We start from the raw sequence: 17,774 nt of genomic DNA, 5'->3' as shown, positions 1-17,774 counted from the left end.
ATACATTATAGCATAACTGCCTGCTATAAATCAAACCCGTAAGGCCGGCTCTGCCGCGGGTACCGGCTTACGATCCGCAATTCCGCCTATAATCAGAAGCTCGTGTACCAAAAGCGGCGTACACGACAATGCTGCCAAACATCCCCATTCTGCCAGTGTCAGCCTTGTCGTTCCAAACAGTTCTACGAAATAAGGTATCTCCGTTACAAGAACCTGTAATCCAATTCCCACCGCACAGGCGAATATCATATAACTATTGGAAAAGTGATTCATACGAAATACCGACTTATTCACATCCCGCATGCCTATGGCGTGAAATAGCTGGCTCATCCCAAGCACGGTAAAGGCATGGGTCTGTGCTTTATTTAAGAGTTCAGGCAGCCTCAGCATCGATTCTATATTCGGAAGACTGACAGGGAGTCCCTGTCTTAGAAGTTCTCCGTATGGCACCTGCAGAAACGCCGTAATGCTTATTGTCGCTATGACCACTCCATAACAAAGCGTACAGGCAAGCCCCCCCCTGGCAAAAAGATTTTCCTCGCTCTTTCTGGGCCTTTGCCTCATAAGCTCTTTTCCATCGTTCTCATCCACTCCCAGTGCCAGCGCAGGAAGGGAGTCCGTAATCAGATTAATCCAGAGAATGTGACTGGCCTTTAGCGGAGAAGGAAGCCCTACGAGAATCGCTGCAAGCATCGTAATGATTTCTCCGAAATTAGAGGAAAGCAGAAAGAGAATCGCCTTGCGAATGTTTTCATAGATTCCTCTTCCCTCTTCAATGGCCTTCCTGATCGTTGCGAAGTTATCGTCAGTCAGCACCATATCCGAGGCATTTTTCGCCACATCCGTGCCATTCATTCCCATAGCAATTCCTATGTCTGCACATTTAAGGGAAGGGGCATCGTTTACGCCGTCTCCGGTCATTGCCACAATTTTTCCCTTTTTCTTCAGGGCATCTACTATTTTCACTTTATGCTCAGGCGATACCCGCGCATAAACCTTGATGTGCTCCGCCTTTTCCCCGAACGCCTCTTCCGTAAGAAGCTCCAGCTCACTGCCGCTCAAGCACTCTTCCCGGCGGAAAGCGATGCCCAGTTCCCGCGCTATGGCGAACGCAGTATCGATATGATCACCTGTGATCATCACCGTATCTACTCCTGCCTCCTTGAAAGCTTGCACTGCCTCTGCCGCTTCCGGTCTTGCCGGGTCCATCATCCCTACCAAGCCAATAAAGGTGAGCTCTCTCTCCTCCGCATCCGGCGCACCCTCCCGCATGGCTACCGCCAGCACGCGCAGGGCCTCTGCCGCCATCTGTCCCACCGCCTGCATAATATCCCGTTTCCCTGAGTCGGTCATAGGTACCTTCTTGCCGTGGGATTGCATATACTTGCAGCGCTTTAATATTTCTTCGGTGCTGCCCTTGGTATAGGATACCTTTCCTGCCACGCCCCTATGCAGGGTTGTCATCATTTTTCTATTGGAATCAAACGCTTTTTCATCTATTCTGGGATAGGAAGACTCGGCAGCCTCTCTGGTGATTCCATACCGCTTGGCCAGGTCGAGAAGGGCCAGCTCCGTGGGATCACCGATCCTTTCCCCTCCGGAAATATTCCCATCGTTGCATAATGCACAGCCCAGAAACAGCTCTCGGTATCTATTTTCGTCCAAAGCGTCGGAGGGCCATGTCCTGGAATCCACATAGCATTTCTTCACTACCATTTTATTCTGGGTAAGGGTTCCCGTCTTATCGGAGCAAACCACATTTACCGCTCCCAATGTCTCCACCGAAGGAAGCCGCCTGATAATTGTATTTACCTTTACCATTCTGGATACGCTGAGAGCGAGGACGATGGTCACAATGGCCGGGAGCCCCTCGGGAACAGCCGCCACTGCCAGGGAAATAGCCGTAAGCAGCATATCTCCCACATCTCTTTTCTGCAAAACCGCTACGAGGAACAAAAACGCACAGATAAACACTGCTACCGCGCTGAGTACCTTGCCCAAATCTGCCAGACGCTTCTGAAGAGGAGTCATCTCCTCCTTCGTCTCGCTGATCATATCAGCAATATGTCCTATTTGCGTGCCCATGCCGGTCTCCACCACGATTCCTTCACCCCGTCCATAGGTCACATTGGTTGACATAAATGCCATATTCTTACATTCGTTTATGCTTGTTTTACCCCCCGCCAAATATCCGGCATCTTTATCCACAGGCACCGATTCTCCCGTAAGGGCAGACTCCTCAATTTTTAAGCTCATGGTTTTCGTCAACCGAAGATCTGCCGGCACCTGCCTGCCCGCTTCCAAACAAACAATATCCCCCGGCACCAAGTCTTCTGCTACAATTTCCTTCTGTTTCCCGTTTCGCTTTACGATGGCATGAGGGCTCGTCAGCTTCTTCAGGGCCTCGATCGCTTTTCTCGCCTTACCCTCCTGAACTACACCCACAAAAGCATTTACGACTATAACCGTAATGATAATTGCCGCATCTCCCATCTCCCCTAAGAGCATGGAAACTGCTGTTGCAACGAACAGAATAAAAATGAGCGGATCGTTCAGCTGCTCCAAAAATAATGCTATTTTTGTCTTTTCTTTTTTCTCCTTTAGCTTGTTCTTCCCATACTGCGAAAGCCTGCTTGCGGCTTCCGCGCCGTCTAATCCTCTTTCCGTATCACTTTTCAGTATTTGACCGGTCTCCCGAATCGACTTATTCTCATACATAAACATGCCTCCGCTTGTACTTTGTCCTATGCTTTTATATGCCTGTACAAGAGAAAATATGTATATAGAAAAAAGGACACCCACCTTGCGATGGATGTCCTTCTCATGTAAAAGGGGAATTTTACATTTGAACTTTCGTTCTAAAATGATTATAGCACACCAGTTTATATATGTACAGCCTTTTTTTAAATTTTTTTAAATTTTAGAAGGGTTTTATGTATCGAAAATTACTGGTCCTGAGGCAACACCGACGCCAATACAATGGGCAAAGCGATACCAGATGGTAAAGCTTATATTCTTTTTGTTACCATTACATCTCATGAAGAGACAAATGAAATAATATGAGTGAAACTGGCGTATGGTGTGTTAGATTTCCTACCCTTATAATTTATCTATGAAACCACGGTATGCATCGATTTACGCGCTCGCAATAGTCGATGTACTCCTGGCCATATAAGTCCTTCAACCACTTTTCTTCCGTATTCTTCATTAAGGCGGTCATAAATGCCCAATATATCATTGGCAAGATTAACAGCCATAGATTGTTGAAACACAAGAGTACTCCTGTACAGGCAATCATAAATGCTGAATAAATTGGATTCCGAACATAGGCGTATACTCCTGCCGTAACCAAACAATTATCTGAGATATTTACATCAATTTTAGCCAGCCCAACCGCTGCTATCCAAAGGATAGCGCCGTAAACAATAAGAATAATACCGATTATAGCCAATGGTATCCTCAAAAAATCATACTGTCCGCTGCTGAAAAATCCTTTTGAAGAGAGAATAGTCCCCATCACAGTCAGCATAATAATTGTAACTCCGTAAGCCGGTCCAATTCCATATAATGGCAGATGCTTCTTATCTTCCATATCAGCCTCCACTAAAATTCTGATTGATATGACATATCATGCTTATATTTACGTGTATAATATTATATTAAAAAATAGCCTTTGTCTACAGTCTGAAATGCAGACTCAGCAAACAGGGGATTGTGTGGCTGCAATTTATTTCTATTGTCACGGTACCAATGGACAATTATCATGAAATCAAATGGAACCACTCTTACATGAACAAGGCTTAAAAGCCGATTAGTACGTTAGAAAATAAGGCACATGTGATTTTTTTAGATACAGAAAAACAGGAATTTGTTAAGCCTCACATAATGCTTATACTATTCTCTTATAACAACGCAAAATGAGCACTCTCGATAATTGATCTCATTTGGCATAAGCAAAAAGGGTGTCCGGCGGGGTCAAGCATAACCCTCCAATTATTAGAAAATTGTTCCTCTGCGATTGCTGCTCCGCATTGGACCGCATATTGAACTGCTTTTTCCAAATCATTAACAGCGAAGTCTATATGTGCCATTTGCTGCTGAGCTTCAGGCTCTGCCGGCCACACAGGCGGTTCATACTCAGGGTTTTGTTGAAACAATATACCGGGATATGTTCCCTGATTGGTTCCTGGAGCGTATACACATGCCCAATCTTCATCAATAACCATTACTTCCCACTTGAGCAACGCCGCATAAAATTGGGCTAATTTATGCGGTTCTTTGCAATCCACTGTAAATGAGTACATTTTTATTTTCAGTTCATCATCCATAACGCTAATTCCTCCTAATATAAATAATCTGCACTGCAACTTCCTGTTTATCTGTCTGACTGAATAAATCTTGAATCCATAATACCACGCTTTACTAGAGAACAAAAGTATACTTTGCACACTCTCGCGGCCGAATACTTTGGCAGCACAGGTTTTGCTCCTCGCACGTAGCTGCGCATTGTTGGCCTGAAGGGTAACACCTTCACGCATTAAAGCAGCAAGGTCTTTCCTATGATATAAAAAGGACATAACATCCCCCTGTTGAAAACGCTATGCTCTTTTAAATAATGCCAGAAAAAGATTTTTTGCTTTTGACAAATATCATACTAGTTTTTCATAAAAAATAATTGTCATATCAGGCTGTATGTTCTCTTCTTTACCCGTTGTTACATAACCCATTTTTTCATATAAATAACATAGCTTCGGCTCTTGCTTTATAGTATCCAACTCCCAACGGCAAGCGTCCGGGTAAAGAGACTCAATATTCTTTATGACTTGTTGGGCATACCCCTCACCTTGAAATTCCGGCAAGATAAACATTGGAGAGATTCTGTGTGCACCGTTATGTAATCTTACAATTCTAATTGCACCGATATTTTCTCTGCCGAGCCGAATGAAATAATAGTCGGTACAAGTTTGCTCCATCTTTTGTATAACTCTTTCAAGAGGTTCGGCACCTGGATTTGTAGTACAATCATGGTATTTATCAAGCAAGTATGCAAACGCTTTTATTTGCATCTGATGTATTTGACAGCAATCATCGGTATCAGCTTTTAGCAGTTGAACACGCATTATTATCACCTCTTCCCTTAACCATAACAATAGAAAGTATTATACAAACCGCATTACATACAATTACTATTTTTAAATCATTTACCATCATTGTTTGAGAAAATACATTCAAAAGACAATGGTATAATACACATAGCCATAAACTATTACTAATATAATAGATTGCTCCCAAGCCAAAACTGCTTCCCAATAATCCGATAATAAATGAAATATGTTGTATACTTTGTAAACTATCGGTCAAATAGAAATACATATAGTGCCATATGCACCATGATACAAATGTAATAGTACTGGCAATCCCGAAAGTTACTTTTTGCTCAATGATAGGTTGAAATGTATATCTCCAGCCTATTTCTTCTATCCCTCCAAAAACTATTGCCACAATAAAAAAAACAAAAAACGAATACCACTTTGTACCGTCCAAAAAGCTGCCTGTAAAAAACTGAAATCCAAAAATAATAAGTATGAATAGCGCTACTATTCCATAGTGTCGTACACTCTGTTTGATTTTAAAAAAGTCTTTTATTATTCTATGAAGAGATTCTGCCCTTTTTGCTTTTAAAGAAATAATGATTCCCCATAGTGCGGAAGATGATCCTCCTATTATTAGAAATATAATCTCCAATATTTTAGGATATTGAATTGCATTTGTCCTCAAAATGGCAATAATCAAGCATATAATTATCATTTGGGCCATAGTACCCATTAAGTATATCCTTGCATATCGAATATCGTTCATTGATAATTAATCCTTTCGTACTCTTATTGTCCCGCTAAAAAATATATAAATAATCTGTACTAATTGTAATATTAAAAAATCAAATAGAAAAGACATGCATCTTTTTTATCTGAACTTTCTGCCGGTTCTGCTGTATCTGGTTATAAACTATATCTGCCAAACAGAACCGTTATCTGGCAGAATACTGCCGGCTGCTGTCATGATTCTTGTAAAGTACCTCAACTTCGCATAAATAAAAGAAGAATTGACAAGCCTTCTTATTGAAAACTTGTCATCTTTGCTTACGATAACAGCAGAAAAAAGATTTTAGTTAAAAGGAATGTCATTGGAATAAATTGTAGGGTGCATCTTTATCAAATGGACACCTTTTGCTGAATTTAGCCGATTCATCTATGTGACTAAAAAGAGATGTCAAATCTGTATAATAGCCACTATGCCCGGTACATACCATTTCAATCTTTTTCTGTGAAATCAATTCTTTCAATCGGCGCAAGGATTTTTTATTCATTTCCGGGTACTGTGTAAAGAATTCAAAAAAACTGTATCCGCCGTTTTGGTTGATTGCAAGGCAGTCTCCGCTTATGAGAATTTTATCATCAACAATATAGCAGAGATGCCCCAATGTATGCCCGGGGATATGGATTGCCTGTACTTTAATATCGCCAGCCATAACTGTCTGCATGTCATCAAGAAGTGTATATCCATTTTTAATTTTTACGCAGTTATTTATTTTTATGTGTAATCTTTGAAAACGGTATGTTGTATTATTAAGATAGGATTCTTCTTTTCTGCCCAAATAGACCATAGCATCAGGAAAAATATTTACTCCGTTTATATCAACACCTCCGGCGTGGTCAACATCTGCGTGAGTAAGAAAGACATTTTTTATATCTTTACCATTTATGCCTATCTTTTCTAATTCCTTGTCTATATGTTTGAAATTCAAATGTCCTGAATCAAACACAATCGACTTGTTTCCCTTTGTGTAAAACCAGAAATTCACGTCATATTCTCTGATACAACTTATTCCATTTCCAATGATACCTGTATTGGCAGGATTGGCATATTTTTTACCTTTCATAGAAAAAGGCTTAATATAATGGTCAAAAAAATAAATCAGTTTCATCATCTCAACCTCCTTACTCAGAGCATAGCAAAAGTTGAGAGACTTGGCTTTTAAAAATCTGCTATTATAAAAAATCACTTTAACCTGATAAATTATTTAGAAAACAATCTTTGATGATGTATACGAAAAAACAGCCCTATCATCATAGGCAGTGAAGTTCCCTTCATTAGTTATTCACCACCCTTCTCCCAGTCAAGTACTTCGGCAGCACAGCTTTTGTTCTGCACGCGTAGCTGCGCATTGTTTGGAAAGCTTTTGTCCAATTGGGGTTTAGTTCATAAGTGATAATATCATTCCATCAATCAATGCAACAATTAAAAACACCAAAACACCTTTTAAAAATGAGATAAAGTGTTTTTGGGGATTCCTATATAGTTCCGCCATATTTTCTGTGCCGGTAAATCTTATTCTTGCAGAATTCCGCCACCATATCATATCAATTATCAAAAAATCGAACGCATTTAAGCACTGCCCCAAAATCAATAAGTTTATAAAGTTATTCCAAACAGATGGTTGCTTAATAAAGAATCCAAATATAAATATTACAATGCCAAAGACTACAACATTTGACAGGAATGTCACTATAGATTTCGCGCTCCTGATCTTGTTCCTTAACACAGGATTCTTTTTTACGATTTCCTGTACTTCTTCAGGATATGAATAATAGCTCTTGATATTTCTTTCATCATTACCCGTATTAAAATAGCAGATTCCAAAAAACAGAACACATAAAACAATTATTTCAACTAACAGCATATTCTATAATCCCTCTTAATCTAAATCTGGTACCATTCGGAAATTCTTCAATTGTTATTCGAACCGGCTAACTCCTGTTTATCTGCGTGATTAGCTTTAAATCAATCATAACATATTTTGCTGCATAAAAAAACATAGCATCCCCTTAATGGAAAGCCATGCCTTTTTGTAGTAATCAGGCGAAAAAGATTTCTTCCTTTAGCCGCCAATTCTTATAGGTTAATCTGCAAATTGAAATTTGATAGCTTCATATTCTTTGTAATATATATAGTACTTCAAATATTAATTACGCGTTATCAGCATTTTTCTGATACCGGCATCCACAATTCCATGTAACTACTTTCAGGTGAACTGTCGTAGTACATTTCAGGAGAATAAACATCCATAGTCAATCCATGTTTTTCAAGCCAAAGCCCGCTATATTTTACAGCTTTATTGATTGCTACGGTTACGAGTTGTTCAAAATTTTCTGCTTCAAATCCACAAACAATATATTCTCTGGCAGGAAGCTCCCATTTGACAAAGCGGCTATCGTCTATTCCCTGCGCCACTTCTGCACCGGCAAAGTAAGTGAAATAGCCTTCAGGTACATCACCAAGATAAGCAACTCCCAACTCATGCCCTCCCTCTATCCGGGGAATAAGTTGTTTTTCTTGGTGAAAATTTTCCCATACTTGACCAGGCATATCTACGCCTGTAGCTTCGCCAAGCGGCATTTGCCCCTCAATGGGGATGATGCCCGTCACGCCCATAAAGAGAATTGGCTGCAGGAGCTTTTTGCGGTTGAATTCCAGCACAAGTCCATCACTGATAAGCGGAACCCCTTCATCGATCATTGTGTAGTTAAGCAATAAATCGGGCTTATCAAACTGATTGAGCATTACCGGTTGTTTGCGATATTCTTCCGGCGTCATTTTGTAGGCGTCTTTGAATGCCCTTGTAAATGTTTCATGACTCCCAAAGCCGCAATCCAGCGCAATATCTAAAATGCGGCGATGTTTATCAGCAAGAGACTCACATGCGCAAGCTAATCGGCGCAGCTTCATGTATTCCCGAACCGGTTTTTTAACAAGACGAGAGAATAACCTTTGATAATAAAAAGGGGATAACGCCGATTCTTTTGCAAGCTGCTCAATATCAATATCTTCACCGAGATTTGATTCAATAAAATTCAATGATTTTTGTATGGCTTCCCATGCATGCATGATATGCACCTCCTTTATAATAGATAGTATATTACTGCTACAGTTTGTCCGCTTGACCCGCTCTGCTCTTATAATAAAAATTACTGCGGTATTCTCATGATTCTAATGTTGAACCCTATACTACTGATTTGTAATACGGCTTCCTGTTTATCTGCGTGATTCGCTTTAAATCAATCATAACAATTTTGCTGCATAAAAAACATAGCATTCTTTTAACAGAAAGCCATGCCTTTTTGCTATTATACTCTACCATTAGATGGAAATTCTGTTAATCCGTAATTACTTAAAATAACAATACTCGAAAGCACTATCTTTTAAATTCATATCAACCAAGAAGATATGCGTTTAAGCTGACGCTTTAATCTACTCTGTTAATAGGCTGCCCTTCGGAAAAGGCTCTGATATTATCCCGGATTAATGAAACTAAACGTTGTCTTGTTTCTAACCCCCGCCATCCCATGTGCGGAGTAATGATAACATTATCCATTGTATACAATGGGCTTGCATCATCTAATGGCTCTACTTCCTGTACATCTAATCCTGCGCCTGCAATTACATTATTTTGCAATGCATAAATCAATGCATTCTCATCAACCAATGCTCCCCGTGCAGTATTGATTAAATATGCTGTCGATTTCATCATTGCTAAAGTTTCTTCATTGATCATATGTCTTGTTGATTCGTTTAAAGGACAATTAAGAGAAACAAAATCACTTTGCATTAAAACTTCTTCCGTTGTTGTAAAATGGATGTTCTCTACATCTGCTCTGAGAGTTCTGACCGACACTAAAATTTTCATTCCCAGTGCTTGCGCTACTTTGATTATTTCTTTTGCAATATTTCCATAACCGATAACTCCCAGTGTTTTACCGTTCAATTCCACATGATCTACCATTAAGTGTTTATGGAAATTATCATGATTACATTCGGAAAGCATACGTATCTGTTTTTGCATGGAGCTTGCCAGATTCAAAATTAAAAGGATTGCTGTATGTGCCACTCGTTCACTGCTATACGCAGGTATGTTGCATAATATGATTCCCTTTTCACGTACCGCATCCAAATCTATATTATTATATCCGGTTCCGGCTTCACAAATCATCTTTACACTATCAGGGAATTTTCTAATAATTTCACCGCTGACTTTCATTTCTTTCGTTACAACAATCGTAAAACCGTCAACTCGCTCCAAAATTTTATGTTCAGGCGTTTCATCATAGATTACCACTTCAGATGCAATTTGTGAGTAATCAACGTTTCCATCATAATTTACCAGGCTGGCATTTAATACCACAGTTTTATCATTCATAATTTTGACTCCTTTCACTTATGCCGGTACGCCGGGTGAAGCAATATGCGATAGAAATACTGAACCAAACGCATAGTCCAGACTTATATCACCCTGCTATTGTGGAAATAGGAACATTATTTATTTTTAATCAAACAGCGTATCTAATTCCTCTTGGCTTCCAGTATACTTTTTTATATTTTTGAAATTCCTGTTTGTCTGTACGGCGCAATAAACTTTGAAGCTATAATACCGCGCTTCAATGCATAAAGAAAGACGTAGCCCCCTTGGAAGAGAAGCTATGTCTTTTCATTTGTAGTAATGGTGCAAAAATTTCAAGATAATAAGTTACGGACTATAACTTGGGCGACAAGCAAACTAAAATTTATCAGCTTCGTTATGCTCAAAATCCATAGTCACTAATACGCTATTTTCCCGGTTCAAAAGAACAATGGACATGCATTACTTTCCATTCGTTATAAATACACTCTAAATACATAGTAGTTCTAATTGCGGGATCAGGGAAGCTTTTGTATCTGGCTGTGAAACATAAGCAAGCCGAGTCTATCTTATGAAACACGTGTAAATTCTCAATTATAAGCGGTTCTACTCCACCAGACTCCGTTGCCTTTCCGTTCTCAAAAAAATCAGAGATCAAGTGTAAATGTTCCTCTAAACAATAGGTATCATTATTCTTATGATTATCAAAATAAATAAGGATATTATTAGTTGAGTCATAGAATTCTTTTAGTTTGTTTATGTCTTTATCATAGAAGGCTTGATTATAATCCTCCAAAAAATCCACAAACAGCTTATCAATATTGTTATATTCCATATTATATCTCCTGCACAAAATATAAATAACCTTCGGTTAGGTAAATATAGATGACTTTGTTTTCTTGGCATTTATTCTTTTTTATACTTAAATCTTAATTCACTGGCTTGCTCCCCATAACATCCCCAATTATCAAGCGGGGGCTCATGCATTATTATAATAATATCAGCAGCCTGAATTTCAAGCCGCTCACCTAATAAACTTGTAATCTCTTTAATTAGTTTTCTTTTCAATTCTTTGCTTCTGCCGGGAAACAGATTTAATTCAATCAGTGTAAATTTATCCGTTTTTGCAGCCCTGCGTTCAAAGTTTTCAAAATCCAACTCATACAATCGCTGATAGCGATCATCCTCTTCAATCTCCAGTGTTAACATGAGTGCTTCATGAATCGTTTGCAGCAGCATTTTTTTGTATTCAGCTGATTTTCCTTTAATAATTTCCACTTTTACAAATGGCATTATGATCAACCTCCAGATGCAAGAAAATATATAACATGAATCTTTTGACATATCCTAACACAAAAAGAGAACGAAGTCTATTCCTAACAAACTGACCTTTTCAGGCTTTTTCCTCTGCCCCTAGATACCGGAAGAGAAATTCCTGTTGGCAAGCCATATATTTCAGACTGATATTTATTATATTCTTTGGTTACTCCAAATTGCGCGGACAGACCTTTTCCTAAGATAATTCATTATGCCAAACATCGCTATCAAGAAGAATAAAATTACCAAAGTACTTGCCAAATTGCAATATAAAGAAAATTCAAACTGATAATTAAATGTACGACATCAGGGGCATTACTTATAATGACAGGAACATTCTTTATATTTTTTATAAATATATACTGCTTTACAGCAAGAATACTATATCTATTCCCTTTATAGAAGAATGTACTAATAGAAAAATGTGTTAAAATAAGGACGAACAATTATGGAAATGAGAAGTGAATTATTTAATACCATAACAGAACACTTGATGTCTAACGAAAAACCTTCTGATTATCTAAACCAGTTATATGATTCAGAGGGATTCAAGCAATGGCCTTTTTCCATGTTAGGAAGATTAAAGGACACAGAGCAATCAAAAACCCACCATCCCGAGGGAAATGTCTGGAATCATACGATGCTGGTATTGGATGAAGCTGCCGCAGTGAAAGAAAACAGCAGTGATCCAAAGGCATTTATGTGGGCAGCTTTGTTACACGATATAGGAAAACCGGATACCACCAGAATAAAAGGGGAAAAGATTACTTCCTACAATCACGATAATGTGGGAGCTGACTTATCAAGAGAGTTTCTGGAGGCGGTTACATCCGAACAAGATTTCATTGTAAAGGTATGTCTGTTGGTTAAATATCACATGCATATGCTTTATATCTTAAAAGATCTTCCGTTCAGTGATAAAGAGGGGTTGATTTCAAATGTTGATATTAATGATATAGCCTTATTAGGGTATTGTGACCGACTAGGACGGAAGGCTGCTAACCGTAATAAGGTTATGGAGGAATATAGGAGATTTTATTCGATGCTGGAAACTATGAAGAAAGAATACAGAAAATAATTAGAACTGATGAAACTCTCACAAGTCCGATCTGAATAATTCTTTTACCTTTGCCTAAATAGTCTCTATGATCTTAATGAATTCCTCATCACTTTTGCCTGCAGAATCATCAAGCCTCCAATCCTCTCGATGCTCATAGGGTAGGAACGTAAGAGGCCCTTAAAGGCGCCGGTGGATTATGTGAAAGAGAATACGTATGGATTCTATTCGCAGACGATAGCCTTCTTCCATGGAGAGGACGAAAATGCCCTTTCTTTTGCTCTGAACTTATCCGATGAATTAGTTTATTGATTTTAGGCCATCTTCTCAATAATCCCCTCAAACATCGCCATATCTTTCTTGCGGAAATGAAACCGGTAGCCATTTAGCTTTTGTATGCCGACACCAAAAGTCAGCTCCTTGTTCATGGAAACTAATATAAATTCCTGCTTCGCCAGGAATTTGCCAATTTTCTCTTTCCGCATATCCACAACATCTTCTACGATGTCTATCTCCCAGATACCCAGTGTATTGTCAGCAAGAATCCTTTGGTTTGTCACGGTGATACGACTGGTATCGTCACCGAGAAGTGTCCCCGTATCTGCAGCAAATCCATACGGTTTTGCAGTAAATACAACCTTTTCCCCCGGTTGTAAATTCACTTTGTACTTATTTTTGATCTCCGGTAACGTATCCAAATAATATGTATTCATAGTTGGCTCTCCTGCATTTTCTTCTGTCGCTCCCGGGCACATTCCTGACCAAAAGCAATCATACGGTTAATATCATTCTTATATATTTCTTCCATACCACGCTCATTGACAAACACTATATCCTGCCGATGCCGCAACAGTTCTTCCTGAATAAATTGAAAAGCCTTTCCATTATTTTTTATTCTAAATATATATTTTTTCCGGTCTCTGCATGCAATAATCAATGATGTTTGCTTATATAGGGGGATAATATCCTCCAGCTTGTCAACAACAACTTCCGTATACACCCACACTATATTCGCTATAGGAACGAGAACCAATCCTAACTTATTACTAACTACCGCCTGACTGGTAACAAGCAGCTTCTCGTACATAGTATTTGAAAGAATTTCATTATTGATTATATGTAGCTGTTGCGGTGAAAAGGCCTTCAAAGACTTCTTCATTCGGATGCTAAATATCGGCCATATAATACCTAATAAAATTGCAGGGAAAATCATCCCCATCATAACAAGCGTCAGTTCAAAGGGAAATCCATCCACCAAAAAGGTAGCAAATGCCAGAACGAAAAGTATCAGAAAGAAGAAAAAAGGTGCTATAACCTTATTCCTGCTCCTACAATACAATAGATATAGATTATCGTAATCCTTCAGCCGTTCCATAAAAAACTCCTTTCTTGATAAAATATAGTCTCTAATTATAGCTAAAATCATTTCACATCATCACATATAAAAATGTATAGTTATATATGAAATCATTGGGTACACAATTCTGAAAAGAGGGAAAATATTAACGGAATTTTATTATATCATATACCTATAAATAAAACTAGGTACTAAAAGAAAATATTAATTGGAGAAGAAAACCTATGACCTCCTATGACCTCATGAGTACGGCATTGCAGAAGCTGTCTACAACTGTCTGCCCAATGTTAGACACACATAAAAGTGGAAGTGCTGAATTATCAACACTTCCACGCTTTTCTAGAGAGCGCGAGACGGGACTCGAACCCGCGACCCCGACCTTGGCAAGGTCGTGCTCCACCAACTGAGCCACTCGCGCATTTCTGCCCATCAATGACGGGCAAATAATAATATACTATAAGTTCATTTCTTTGTCAATGAATTTCTCTTATCCATTTTGAATCAATGACTATCTTTCAACTTTTCCCATTTCTCTTCCGGGGCTTCGTCATTCACCCGCATCCGCCGGCTGTTCCTCCAACTGCTCTTCTCCCGCACTACCGGAAGCATCACCTTCGCCCGTTGCCCCCTCGCTCACTGCTGACTCATCTGCGGAAACATCGCTCTGTTCCACTCTGTCACGGTATTTAACCCTATAGATTCTCTTGAGAGATTCATTGATGCGGTCCTCCGCAATTACTCCATCTTTTACCGCCGCAAGCACTCCATCATATGCCGCCTGAAAATCCTCCGGCATAAGTATCATATCTGCTCCCGCTTTGATAGCCATGACCGCAGCTTCGTCAGACGCGTAATATTCCGTAACCGCCGCCATATTCATAGCGTCCGTTATGACAATTCCGTTATATCCCAATTCACCGCGCAAAACATCTGTGATCACCTTGTCGGACAGAGAACAAGGAGTATTATCTCCCACTAAATTGGGCGCCGACACATGACTGACCATAACAAAATGCGCTCCCGACCCGATTCCCGACTGAAAGGGAATGAAATCGGACGCTTTCATATCCTCCAGACTCTTTTCAGCAGAAGCCATTCCCTTATGGGTATCCTCTGTCGTATCTCCGATTCCCGGAAAATGCTTCAGGCAAGAGCTTATCCCCGTATCCTGAAGGCCTCCTACCATAGCTGCTACCATATTTCCCACGGTCGCAGGATCACTGCCAAACGAACGACTGCCGATTACCGAGCTCCCCGTATCCGTCACCACATCCGCGACAGGCGCAAAATCCACATTGAACCCCAGCTCATAAAGATAAGATGCAATTGTCGTACCTGCATTATACGCTTCCTTCGTATCGCCCGAAGCTCCGACCTCAGCCATATCCGAAACCTCAGGAACCTCTATCTTGCTCCCACTCACTCTGCTTACCGAGCCGCCTTCTTCATCCACCGCAAGAAACAGGGGATATTTACTCATACTGGACGTATTCGACAGCATCTGTGTCAGCTGCTCCTTATCCTTAATATTCTGGCTGAAATATATAAGTCCGCCGACAGCATACTGATTCAAAGCATCCTTCGTTCCATCGCCGGCTTTAATCGCCTGACTCACACCGGTAAGAGCTTCAGGTGTTATCATGAACAAGCCTGCCACCTTATCCTCCAAAGGCATCTCCGCGATACAAGCCTCCACCATTTCCTCCAGCCAGTCCACCTCTTCCGACGGCTCTTCTTTAACAGCCTCCGGCGGCGCTACTGCGACTTCCTCCTGATTGGAAATCTCCTCCAGTTGAACTGCCAGTTCCTCCGCCTGCTTTTTTTCCGATATGTTCTTGGTAAGAGTACGAATCCCTATAGCTGCTCCCGTAATCACTGCAGCAAAAAAGATTATCACGCAAACATAAGATATCACCTGATTGCGGACTCTTCTCTTTTTCCTATATTCTCTTCTTTCATCAAAATCATTATTATTGTCTCTCATATTCCACTCCAACTTGATATATATAGCTATCATAACCCATTTGTTCAGATTTTTCCATAATTTTTTCATTTTCGACAAAAACAAAGCATAACTTAGAAGAGGATATCGATCGTCAAGATCAATACCCTCTCCTAAACTATACTATCCAATGGTCTGTACCTCCAGTTTTTCATTTTTTATCTTTCGTACTCTTTCCATTTTTCTTTCGTACTACCGTACTGTAACGGTCGATAAATCTTTATTGAAGATAACTTCAATAACCTCATCCTATGTCCTGCGTTACTTTTTCTTATGTACTCGACTACTACTTCTTTTGTAAATCAACTCTTTTGTATTTTCAAAATAACGTTTTCGGTGGTCCATACCTCTCTTTCTTTTGTATTTTATATATAAATTTCTTTTGTTATGTCTACATTATATGATACAAGTCCATATTTGTCAACACATTTTATCAAATTGTTTTATATTTTTTCATATTACTTCCTTTTATGGTAAATTGTTACATATTTATCAATATTTTTAATCAATTAACAATCATCAGCCCGCTTTATAGTCATTTATTTCCAATAATTCGGTCAAAATCTGCCATTTTATCTCACTCCTCCATTATTTTCCTTGCAGCCTCCCTCATATCGAGTATAATATAACTATAGTGCAAAAATCTTTAAAGGAGGAAATCACCATTCATAACCCTTTTTTAATAGAAGGCATTCTTACCCCGAACGCCTCTGTCAACAAACTACTTATTGCCAAGATGCCGGACTGTTCCGTAAGCCAGAGTCTTTCCGGCAAAAGCGCGCAGGATATTTTTTCCACTGATTTATTGATAACCGAAATCAAGAACTCCGCGGATAAATTACAAATAGACATTTCCTCACTTGAGGAAAAATCACTCCCGCTCTATTTGGAGACTTGTCTGGAGAGCGACAGCCCTACGGTCTCCTCAGAGGCCCACAGAATTCTGAAGCTCTTCGGTGAGCGTCTGGCCGTCATTCTCCTTTGTTTAAAGGAAGGCTCTGCCGAAAACAGAAAAGCGCGCATGGACTGGACCGACGAACATTGGAACTATTGGAGTTGCCTGCAGCAGATTATCTTGGTGGGCGGATTAGCCAGCCCGCCCTTAGGAGGGCAATTAAAATATTATATGGAAAAGGTATTTGCCCTTTCTAACAAAACACCCTACCGTATCATTCTCGGAAAAGATTCCACCTATGCGGGATTACGAGGCTGCGCGACATATCTGGAAAGCGGACCGCAGTTACAGGTCAACCTGATATTCGACTACGGGCAAAGCTTCATCAAGCGCTGCTATGTTACTGTGGAAAATGGGCAGGTCAAAGATGTTGTGATTTTAGAAAAGACTTTGTCACAGCATGTGGAATGGGATATCAAAGACCCCATTACGGAGAAAAAAGAAGCAGTTCTTTTAAATAATCATTTTCTCGAAACCATTGCGAAGACCATCCTCGAAGTAGAGACGCTGGGGCTGACCATTCATCCCCATATCATCCTAAGCATTGCCAATTACGTAAAGGATGGTGTCATCGCTAACCGGGGCGGTTACGGTAAGTTGCGTCTGATTTCTTCGAATTATGCGGATTATCTCTCCGGCTATCTGAAAGAAATATATAATAAGGATTATTATTTCACAATGGTCCATGACGGGACGGCAATGGCGGCGGGATATTCCAATCATCCTATGTCTGTCTGCCTTTCTCTCGGTACGGCCTTCGGCGTAGGCTTTCCCACACCGTGATTTCTGACCGGAGTTTTTCAGCAATATAATAAATACCGTGAATATCTCAATCTGTATAAATAAGGAGGC

16 protein-coding genes and 1 tRNA gene are annotated in these 17,774 nt (G+C 39.8%); 2 read left to right on the top strand and 15 right to left on the bottom strand.

The features are described 5' to 3' along the window. Positions 1-30: 30 nt before the first annotated feature. The 11 genes from CC90_RS0101840 to CC90_RS0101790 form a co-directional block, all read right to left on the bottom strand. A complete protein-coding gene (locus CC90_RS0101840; protein WP_051869236.1) occupies positions 31-2,718 on the bottom strand; it encodes a cation-translocating P-type ATPase in 2,688 nt (895 codons plus the stop codon). Positions 2,719-3,106: 388 nt separating this feature from the next. Next, positions 3,107-3,592: a methyltransferase family protein gene (locus CC90_RS0101835; RefSeq protein WP_031389132.1), complete on the bottom strand. Its 486-nt coding sequence runs from the start codon at positions 3,590-3,592 to the stop codon at positions 3,107-3,109. 310 nt (positions 3,593-3,902) lie between these two features. Further along, positions 3,903-4,328 (bottom strand): VOC family protein, encoded by a 426-nt coding sequence (locus CC90_RS0101830; RefSeq protein ID WP_031389131.1) that lies wholly within the window; start codon positions 4,326-4,328, stop codon positions 3,903-3,905. A gap of 321 nt (positions 4,329-4,649) precedes the next feature. Continuing rightward, complete coding sequence (locus CC90_RS0101825) at positions 4,650-5,120, bottom strand: GNAT family N-acetyltransferase (RefSeq protein ID WP_031389130.1); 471 nt, start codon at positions 5,118-5,120, stop codon at positions 4,650-4,652. Further along, entirely contained in the window at positions 5,095-5,859 is a 765-nt protein-coding gene (locus CC90_RS0101820) for a CPBP family intramembrane glutamic endopeptidase (protein ID WP_035315102.1), read from the bottom strand. The genes CC90_RS0101825 and CC90_RS0101820 overlap by 26 nt, the downstream gene beginning before the upstream one ends. A 322-nt stretch (positions 5,860-6,181) precedes the next feature. Then, positions 6,182-6,940, bottom strand: coding sequence for an MBL fold metallo-hydrolase (locus CC90_RS0101815; protein WP_242843223.1), 759 nt, complete (start codon positions 6,938-6,940; stop codon positions 6,182-6,184). Between the two features lie 315 nt (positions 6,941-7,255). Further along, positions 7,256-7,741, bottom strand: a complete 486-nt coding sequence (locus CC90_RS0101810) for a hypothetical protein (RefSeq protein ID WP_031389127.1) — start codon at positions 7,739-7,741, stop codon at positions 7,256-7,258. Between the two features lie 296 nt (positions 7,742-8,037). Further along, complete coding sequence (locus CC90_RS0101805) at positions 8,038-8,946, bottom strand: AraC family transcriptional regulator (protein WP_031389126.1); 909 nt, start codon at positions 8,944-8,946, stop codon at positions 8,038-8,040. Between the two features lie 358 nt (positions 8,947-9,304). Then, a complete protein-coding gene (locus CC90_RS0101800) occupies positions 9,305-10,255 on the bottom strand; it encodes a 2-hydroxyacid dehydrogenase (RefSeq protein WP_031389125.1) in 951 nt (316 codons plus the stop codon). Between the two features lie 406 nt (positions 10,256-10,661). Beyond that, entirely contained in the window at positions 10,662-11,069 is a 408-nt protein-coding gene (locus tag CC90_RS0101795; RefSeq protein ID WP_031389124.1) for a hypothetical protein, read from the bottom strand. Between the two features lie 71 nt (positions 11,070-11,140). Then, positions 11,141-11,527 carry a tautomerase family protein gene (locus tag CC90_RS0101790; protein ID WP_031389123.1) on the bottom strand — a complete coding sequence of 129 codons (387 nt, stop codon included), beginning with the start codon at positions 11,525-11,527 and terminating at the stop codon, positions 11,141-11,143. A 472-nt stretch (positions 11,528-11,999) separates the two neighbouring features. Here CC90_RS0101790 and CC90_RS0101785 point away from each other — a divergent pair, with 472 nt between their 5' ends. Then, on the top strand, positions 12,000-12,629 hold the full coding sequence (locus CC90_RS0101785) for an HDIG domain-containing metalloprotein (RefSeq protein ID WP_035315100.1): 630 nt from the start codon (positions 12,000-12,002) through the stop codon (positions 12,627-12,629). A gap of 293 nt (positions 12,630-12,922) precedes the next feature. On the opposite strand, the gene CC90_RS0101775 is transcribed toward CC90_RS0101785, so the two are convergent. The 4 genes from CC90_RS0101775 to CC90_RS0101760 form a co-directional block, all read right to left on the bottom strand. Continuing rightward, positions 12,923-13,321 carry a hypothetical protein gene (locus tag CC90_RS0101775; RefSeq protein WP_031389121.1) on the bottom strand — a complete coding sequence of 133 codons (399 nt, stop codon included), beginning with the start codon at positions 13,319-13,321 and terminating at the stop codon, positions 12,923-12,925. Further along, on the bottom strand, positions 13,318-13,983 hold the full coding sequence (locus CC90_RS0101770; RefSeq protein ID WP_031389120.1) for a hypothetical protein: 666 nt from the start codon (positions 13,981-13,983) through the stop codon (positions 13,318-13,320). The genes CC90_RS0101775 and CC90_RS0101770 overlap by 4 nt, the downstream gene beginning before the upstream one ends. A 327-nt stretch (positions 13,984-14,310) precedes the next feature. Continuing rightward, positions 14,311-14,383 (bottom strand) — tRNA-Gly (locus CC90_RS0101765). A gap of 129 nt (positions 14,384-14,512) precedes the next feature. Next, entirely contained in the window at positions 14,513-15,949 is a 1,437-nt protein-coding gene (locus CC90_RS0101760; RefSeq protein WP_035315098.1) for a glycoside hydrolase family 3 protein, read from the bottom strand. A 652-nt stretch (positions 15,950-16,601) separates the two neighbouring features. Here CC90_RS0101760 and CC90_RS0101755 point away from each other — a divergent pair. After that, on the top strand, positions 16,602-17,705 hold the full coding sequence (locus CC90_RS0101755) for a hypothetical protein (protein WP_051869234.1): 1,104 nt from the start codon (positions 16,602-16,604) through the stop codon (positions 17,703-17,705). Positions 17,706-17,774 lie beyond the last annotated feature (69 nt).

The organism is Kineothrix alysoides (genome assembly GCF_000732725.1).
Classification (GTDB): domain Bacteria; phylum Bacillota; class Clostridia; order Lachnospirales; family Lachnospiraceae; genus Kineothrix; species Kineothrix alysoides.
This window is presented reverse-complemented; position numbering and strand designations above follow the sequence as displayed.

Coding starts and splice junctions, on each gene's coding strand:
- CC90_RS0101840 (WP_051869236.1), bottom strand. CDS start 2,718: ATGTATGAGAATAAGTCGATTCGGGAGACCGGTCAAATACTGAAAAGT.
- CC90_RS0101835 (WP_031389132.1), bottom strand. CDS start 3,592: ATGGAAGATAAGAAGCATCTGCCATTATATGGAATTGGACCGGCTTAC.
- CC90_RS0101830 (WP_031389131.1), bottom strand. CDS start 4,328: ATGGATGATGAACTGAAAATAAAAATGTACTCATTTACAGTGGATTGC.
- CC90_RS0101825 (WP_031389130.1), bottom strand. CDS start 5,120: ATGCGTGTTCAACTGCTAAAAGCTGATACCGATGATTGCTGTCAAATA.
- CC90_RS0101820 (WP_035315102.1), bottom strand. CDS start 5,859: ATGAACGATATTCGATATGCAAGGATATACTTAATGGGTACTATGGCC.
- CC90_RS0101815 (WP_242843223.1), bottom strand. CDS start 6,940: ATGAAAGGTAAAAAATATGCCAATCCTGCCAATACAGGTATCATTGGA.
- CC90_RS0101810 (WP_031389127.1), bottom strand. CDS start 7,741: ATGCTGTTAGTTGAAATAATTGTTTTATGTGTTCTGTTTTTTGGAATC.
- CC90_RS0101805 (WP_031389126.1), bottom strand. CDS start 8,946: ATGCATGCATGGGAAGCCATACAAAAATCATTGAATTTTATTGAATCA.
- CC90_RS0101800 (WP_031389125.1), bottom strand. CDS start 10,255: ATGAATGATAAAACTGTGGTATTAAATGCCAGCCTGGTAAATTATGAT.
- CC90_RS0101795 (WP_031389124.1), bottom strand. CDS start 11,069: ATGGAATATAACAATATTGATAAGCTGTTTGTGGATTTTTTGGAGGAT.
- CC90_RS0101790 (WP_031389123.1), bottom strand. CDS start 11,527: ATGCCATTTGTAAAAGTGGAAATTATTAAAGGAAAATCAGCTGAATAC.
- CC90_RS0101785 (WP_035315100.1), top strand. CDS start 12,000: ATGGAAATGAGAAGTGAATTATTTAATACCATAACAGAACACTTGATG.
- CC90_RS0101775 (WP_031389121.1), bottom strand. CDS start 13,321: ATGAATACATATTATTTGGATACGTTACCGGAGATCAAAAATAAGTAC.
- CC90_RS0101770 (WP_031389120.1), bottom strand. CDS start 13,983: ATGGAACGGCTGAAGGATTACGATAATCTATATCTATTGTATTGTAGG.
- CC90_RS0101760 (WP_035315098.1), bottom strand. CDS start 15,949: ATGAGAGACAATAATAATGATTTTGATGAAAGAAGAGAATATAGGAAA.